The sequence below is a fragment of the Aeromonas media genome (assembly GCF_000819985.1).
Lineage (GTDB): Bacteria > Pseudomonadota > Gammaproteobacteria > Enterobacterales > Aeromonadaceae > Aeromonas > Aeromonas media.
In genome coordinates this window covers 1-5,649 of record NZ_CDBZ01000141.1, presented here as the reverse complement: position 1 = coordinate 5,649, position 5,649 = coordinate 1, and the positions used below count along the sequence as shown (strand labels likewise).

Annotated in this window: 5 protein-coding genes; 3 read left to right on the top strand and 2 right to left on the bottom strand. The window is 61.3% G+C overall.

Annotation, left to right across the window (positions count from 1 at the left end; genetic code table 11):
• Together BN1127_RS12445 and BN1127_RS21500 are read left to right on the top strand one after the other, a co-directional pair.
• Positions 1 to 1,201, top strand: a 1,201-nt coding sequence (locus BN1127_RS12445; protein WP_042649674.1) for a D-serine ammonia-lyase, incomplete at its 5' end; no start/stop codon positions are given.
• A 330-nt stretch (positions 1,202 to 1,531) separates the two neighbouring features.
• Complete coding sequence (locus tag BN1127_RS21500; protein ID WP_005328937.1) at positions 1,532 to 1,708, top strand: hypothetical protein; 177 nt, start codon at positions 1,532 to 1,534, stop codon at positions 1,706 to 1,708.
• A gap of 94 nt (positions 1,709 to 1,802) precedes the next feature.
• On the opposite strand, the gene icd is transcribed toward BN1127_RS21500, so the two are convergent.
• A complete protein-coding gene (gene icd / locus BN1127_RS12440; protein ID WP_005328927.1) occupies positions 1,803 to 3,056 on the bottom strand; it encodes an NADP-dependent isocitrate dehydrogenase in 1,254 nt (417 codons plus the stop codon).
• A gap of 196 nt (positions 3,057 to 3,252) precedes the next feature.
• Complete coding sequence (locus BN1127_RS12435; protein ID WP_042649673.1) at positions 3,253 to 4,128, bottom strand: helix-turn-helix transcriptional regulator; 876 nt, start codon at positions 4,126 to 4,128, stop codon at positions 3,253 to 3,255.
• 129 nt (positions 4,129 to 4,257) lie between these two features.
• On the opposite strand from BN1127_RS12435, the gene manA reads away from it, so the two are divergent.
• Positions 4,258 to 5,457, top strand: a complete 1,200-nt coding sequence (manA, locus tag BN1127_RS12430) for a mannose-6-phosphate isomerase, class I (RefSeq protein ID WP_042649672.1) — start codon at positions 4,258 to 4,260, stop codon at positions 5,455 to 5,457.
• Positions 5,458 to 5,649 lie beyond the last annotated feature (192 nt).

The window sequence follows — 5,649 nt, the reverse complement described above, 5'->3', positions numbered from 1 at the left end:
GGATGGCAACGATGTGGCGGATGCCTCCGCCCGCCTCGCCCGCTTCGCCCCCTACATGTGCGACGCCTTCCCCGAGACCCGCGCCAGCAAAGGCATTCTGGAGTCCGAGATAGCGGCTATCCCGGCCATGCAGGCAACGCTCAATGCGCGTTACGGCATCGAGGTAACCGGCAAGTTGCTGCTGAAAAAAGACAGCCACCTGCCCATCTCCGGCTCCATCAAGGCCCGTGGCGGCATCTATGAGGTGCTGACCCACGCCGAACGGCTGGCCATCAAGGCCGGGTTGCTCTGCGAAGAGGACGACTATCGCAAGCTGTTCACGGACGAGTTCCGCCAGTTCTTCGGCCAGTACAGCATTGCGGTGGGCTCGACCGGCAACCTCGGCATGTCCATCGGCATCATGAGCGCCAAGCTCGGCTTTACCGTCACCGTCCACATGTCTGCCGATGCGCGGGAGTGGAAGAAGCGCAAGTTGCGCGAACATGGCGTCATCGTGGTGGAATATGCCGAGGATTACGGGGTAGCGGTGGAGCAGGGTCGCAAGGAAGCCGAGCGCGATCCCAACTGCTTCTTCATCGACGACGAGAACTCCCGCACCCTGTTCCTCGGCTACTCGGTGGCGGGCGAGCGGGTGAAGAAGCAGTTCGACGAGATGGGCATCAAAGTGGATGCCGAGCATCCGCTGTTCGTCTACCTGCCCTGCGGCGTCGGTGGCGGCCCGGGCGGCGTGGCCTTTGGCCTCAAGCTCGCATTTGGGGACCATGTGCACTGCTTCTTCGCTGAGCCGACCCACTCCCCCTGCATGTTGCTCGGGGTCCATACCGGCTTGCACGATGCCATTGCGGTGCAAGATCTGGGGATCGACAACCTCACCGCCGCCGACGGTCTCGCGGTGGGGCGCGCCTCCGGTTTCGTCGGCCGCGCCATGGAGCGGCTGCTGTCGGGCTTCTACACCCTGAGCGATCAGGAGATGTATGACCTGCTGGGGCTGCTGGCGCGGGATGAGCAGATCAAGCTCGAGCCCTCCGCCCTGGCAGGCATGCCGGGCCCCTGGCGGGTCAGTGCCGATGGCGAGTGGCAGACATCACACGGTCTGGATGCCCGACGCATGATGCAGGCCACCCACCTGGTCTGGGCCACCGGCGGTGGCATGGTGCCCGCCGAGGAGATGGAAAAATACCTCGCCACTGCCCACCTCTGATCTTTTTTTCAACTAAAAAACCCGCCACCCTGGCGGGTTTTTCTCTTCTGGGATCAGCAAGATGGCATGCTCTTTGCCCAAGCTTTGCCGTTCCCCCTCCCCTTCCTCCTGCCGTCAATCCCCCCAAGTTGGTTATTTTGTGATACGATAGGGGCCGTTTTTTGACATCTGCGCCCCGTTGTCGCCTTGATCCTGCAAGATCACCACCCAGTCCGGTGGGCACAACACGCGGCGGCGCAGCACCACAAGTGACCCGGTTGAGTCAATGCTGGCGGCCTGTGCCAGCGAGCGACATGACATCAGGGACACCTTAGATAAGGAGATCGGGCTATGAAACAGTATCAAAGCTGGCTTGGACAATATCTGATGAGCCGTCGCGATGGCGATCACGCCATGGCGTCCGAGCTCGCCAACTCCATCTGCGAGTTCTGGCAGACGCAGGGCGATGAAGCCGAAAGCAGCAAGTGGCAACAGCTCTATCAACAGCACGTGGAAAAGACCACCTGATCACAGGTGCACCTTCAGGCCAGCGGCCTGTCACCCATAAAAAAACCGGCGCTCAGGGCGCCGGTTTTGCATTTTTTGCATTAAGAGAACCGGATTACATCTGGTCGACCATGTCCTGGGCGAACTGGGAGCAGGAGCGCAGGGTGGCACCTTCCATCAGACGCTCGAAGTCATAAGTCACGGTCTTGTTGGCGATGGCTGCCTCCATGCCCTTGACGATGAGATCGGCCGCTTCGACCCAGCCCATATGGCGCAGCATCATCTCGGCGGAGAGGATGAGGGAACCCGGGTTGACCTTGTCCTGGCCGGCGTACTTCGGCGCAGTACCGTGGGTTGCCTCGAACAGGGCCACGCCGTCACCGATGTTGGCACCCGGCGCTATGCCAATACCACCGACCTGAGCGGCCAGGGCGTCGGAGATGTAGTCACCGTTGAGGTTCATGCAGGCGATGACGTCATACTCGGCCGGACGCAGCAGTATCTGTTGCAGGAAGGCATCGGCGATGACGTCCTTGACGATGATGGTCTTGCCGGTCTTCGGGTTCTTGAAGGAACACCAGGGGCCGCCGTCGATGAGCTGGGCATCGTACTCTTTCTGGGCCAGGGCATAGCCCCAATCCTTGAAGGCACCTTCGGTGAACTTCATGATGTTGCCCTTGTGCACCAGGGTCACGGAGTCGCGATCGTTGTCGATGGCGTACTCGATGGCGGCACGGACCAGACGCTCGGTACCGGCCTTGGACATGGGCTTGATGCCGATGCCGCAGGACTCGGGGAAGCGGATCTTCTTCACGCCCATCTCGTTTTGCAGGAAGGCGATCACCTTCTTGGCTTCATCGCTGTCCGCCTTCCACTCGATGCCGGCGTAGATGTCTTCGGCGTTCTCGCGGAAGATCACCATGTCGGTCAGCTCGGGGTGCTTGACCGGGCTCGGGGTCCCTTCGTAGTAACGAACCGGACGCAGGCAGATGTAGAGATCCAGCTCCTGACGCAGGGCCACGTTGAGGGAGCGAATACCGCCACCGACCGGGGTGGTCAGCGGGCCCTTGATGGCCACGCAGTATTCACGAATGAAATCCAGGGTTTCGGCCGGCAGCCAGGCACCTTCGCCATAGACATGAGTCGATTTCTCGCCGGTATAAATCTCCATCCAGGCGATCTTGCGCTCGCCCTTGTAGGCTTTCTCGACCGCAGCGTTCACCACGTTCAGCATGGCCGGGGTCACGTCCACACCGATACCATCCCCTTCGATAAACGGAATGATGGGATTGTGGGGAACCTGCAGCTTGCCGCTGGCATCGACGGTGATTTTCTGACCCTGGGTCGGGATAACTACTTTGCTTTCCATCGGCATCTCCTAACTTCCGTTTGTTATCAATCTGATCGTTGATCGTTGCGCGCGGCCATCTTAGCCCATCCATTTGCATAATCAAATGGCGGGCGTGCATGTCCGACCATAGTCGAGTACTGGATCACAATGCCCACCCTCTCCCCCCCGGGATGAGGATCCTGCCATTGCCATCGAGGCATGGCGCCAGCCTTTGTCATGGCGTCAGGCTCTCGCTCTGCCCCTGGAGTTGGCTCAGGGCGCGGTACTGGGAGGGGGTGAGCCCGGTCTTCTGCTTGAACACTCGGCAGAAATAGTTCACATCCATGTAACCACAGCGGCTCGCCACCTCTTCGAGGCGGAAGCGGTATTTTTTCAGCATGAACTTGGCCCTATCGATGCGTACCCAGCTGATGTAGTCCGCCAGGCGCATGTGGCCCTGCTCGCGAAACAGGTGGGAGAGGTGGCTCGCCGAGACATTGAAGCGGTGGGCGATGGAGTCGCGGCTGATGGGACGGTGAAAGTTCTCCTGGATATAGATGCAGATGCCGTGAAACAGCTCAGCCCCTCGCGGCCGCTCGAAGGCGGACTCCGCCAGCAGTTGACGGGCGCTGGTGAGCAGCGCCTGCAACAGATGGTTGTCGGTGGGGGAGCGGCCTGGATCTTCGGCCAGCACGTTGAGGGCCGCCAGTATGTGTTCGTTCACATGACCGGCCCGGGCCATGATGCTGTGCTTTTGCACGTCGAAGAAATCCGGGTCTTCCCGCCGTTTGCTCACCAGGCTGAAACCGAGCTGACGCTTGCCAAACAGCAGGCTCAGCACCGAGCAGTCAGTGGTCCAGAGCGGCTTGTTCCAGCCGTTGGGGGGGATGTAGAGCGCCTGCCCCGGCAGCACGCTGACCTCCTGGCAACCCGACTCCCTGTCCCAGATCTGGTTGAGGTATTCGCCGCTGAACACCAGCTCGAGGCGCGGGAAGTTGACCTGGTAGCTGAAGCCGGGGGGCACCCCCTGATCCTGGGCAAACCAGATCTGCTCGAAGGGAACCTGGTCGTGGAGAGCGCCGTCGAGCAGCTGGCTGAAGATGAGTGACATGATGATCCCGATCAAGAGAGAGGCAAGCGATTGCGGCGGCAAAGGCCGCCCATGTTATAGTCCGGGCCGGACCGTCAATTCCACCCTTTTCTTCAAACCACTTTCTTCACACCAAATGAGGCGTCCCTTATGAGCAGTCGAGATCTGCCCTCCTTTTTGTTGATGCAAAATCCGATTCAAGGTTACGACTGGGGCAGCCATGACGCCCTCACCACCCTGTTTGGCATCCCCAATCCAGCTGGCAAACCCCAGGCGGAACTCTGGATGGGGGCCCACCCCAACGGCTGCTCCGAGGTGGTGCTGGCGGGGGATGTGCAGAAACTCTCGACCCTGATAAACAGCGCCCCCGCCGCCGTGTTGGGGGACGCCACCCAGGCCCGCTTCGGCAGCCTGCCCTTCCTGTTCAAGGTGCTATGCGCCGAAAAGGCCCTCTCCATCCAGGTGCACCCAAGCAAGGCGCAGGCTGAAGCCGGTTTTGCCAGGGAAGAGGCCGCCGGCATCGATATCAAGGCGAGCAATCGCAACTACAAGGACCCCAACCACAAGCCGGAGCTGGTGTTTGCCCTCACCCCCTATCAGGCGATGAACGGCTTTCGCGCCATTCCCGCCATCCTGGCGCTGTTCGAGCGGGTCAAGCTGGCGACCATTGCCGATCTGGTCGCGGCCCTTGCCGCCAATCAGAACGAAGCGGGCTTGCAGCACTTCTTCCACCAGTTGCTGATCCTGACCGGGCCACGCAAGGAAGACGCCCTGGCGGGCCTGCTGGCCTATGCCGCCGCCCATCAGGACGAGGAGACCTTTGCCCTCGTCACCAGTCTGGCAGCCCAGTATCCGGGGGATGTGGGCCTCTTCTCGCCACTGCTGCTCAACGTAGTGACCCTGCAGCCAGGTCAGGCCATGTATCTGGATGCCTGCACCCCGCACGCCTATGTGCGCGGCACCGGCCTCGAGATCATGGCGAACTCCGACAACGTGCTGCGCGCCGGGCTGACCCCCAAGTACATAGACGTGGCCGAGCTGCTGGACTGCACCCGCTGCCTGGCCAAGCCGGACGACCAGATCCTGCTCAGCCCCCGCATGGAAGGGGCCGTGCAGCACTACGACGTCCCCGTACCGGACTTCACCTTCAGCGTCTACCCGGCCGGTGAGCATGCACTCACCACCGCCAGCGCCGAGATCCTGTTTGCCATCGATGGCACCGTCATCCTTCAGCAAGGTAAGCAGTCACTGCGCCTGGAGAAAGGGCAATCCGCCTTCATCCCCGCCGCCACCGGCAGCTACCAGCTGCTGGCCGAGGGCCGGGTCGCCCGTGCTGGCAACCGCTGCTAAGACATCATCAGCAACATCGTGAATAGACGAGGGCCATCTTCTGATGGCCCTCGCTTCGAAGGCTTCCCCATGCATGATCCCTTGACCCCATCAGTCCAGCTCACCGCCCAGCTTCCCAAGGCGCAGCCAATTCTTAGCCCGCGCAATGAACGCTGGGTGCGAACACGGTTCCTGCGCGGGCTAAGAATTGGC

Coding starts and splice junctions, on each gene's coding strand:
- icd (WP_005328927.1), bottom strand. CDS start 3,056: ATGGAAAGCAAAGTAGTTATCCCGACCCAGGGTCAGAAAATCACCGTC.
- BN1127_RS21500 (WP_005328937.1), top strand. CDS start 1,532: ATGAAACAGTATCAAAGCTGGCTTGGACAATATCTGATGAGCCGTCGC.
- BN1127_RS12435 (WP_042649673.1), bottom strand. CDS start 4,128: ATGTCACTCATCTTCAGCCAGCTGCTCGACGGCGCTCTCCACGACCAG.
- manA (WP_042649672.1), top strand. CDS start 4,258: ATGAGCAGTCGAGATCTGCCCTCCTTTTTGTTGATGCAAAATCCGATT.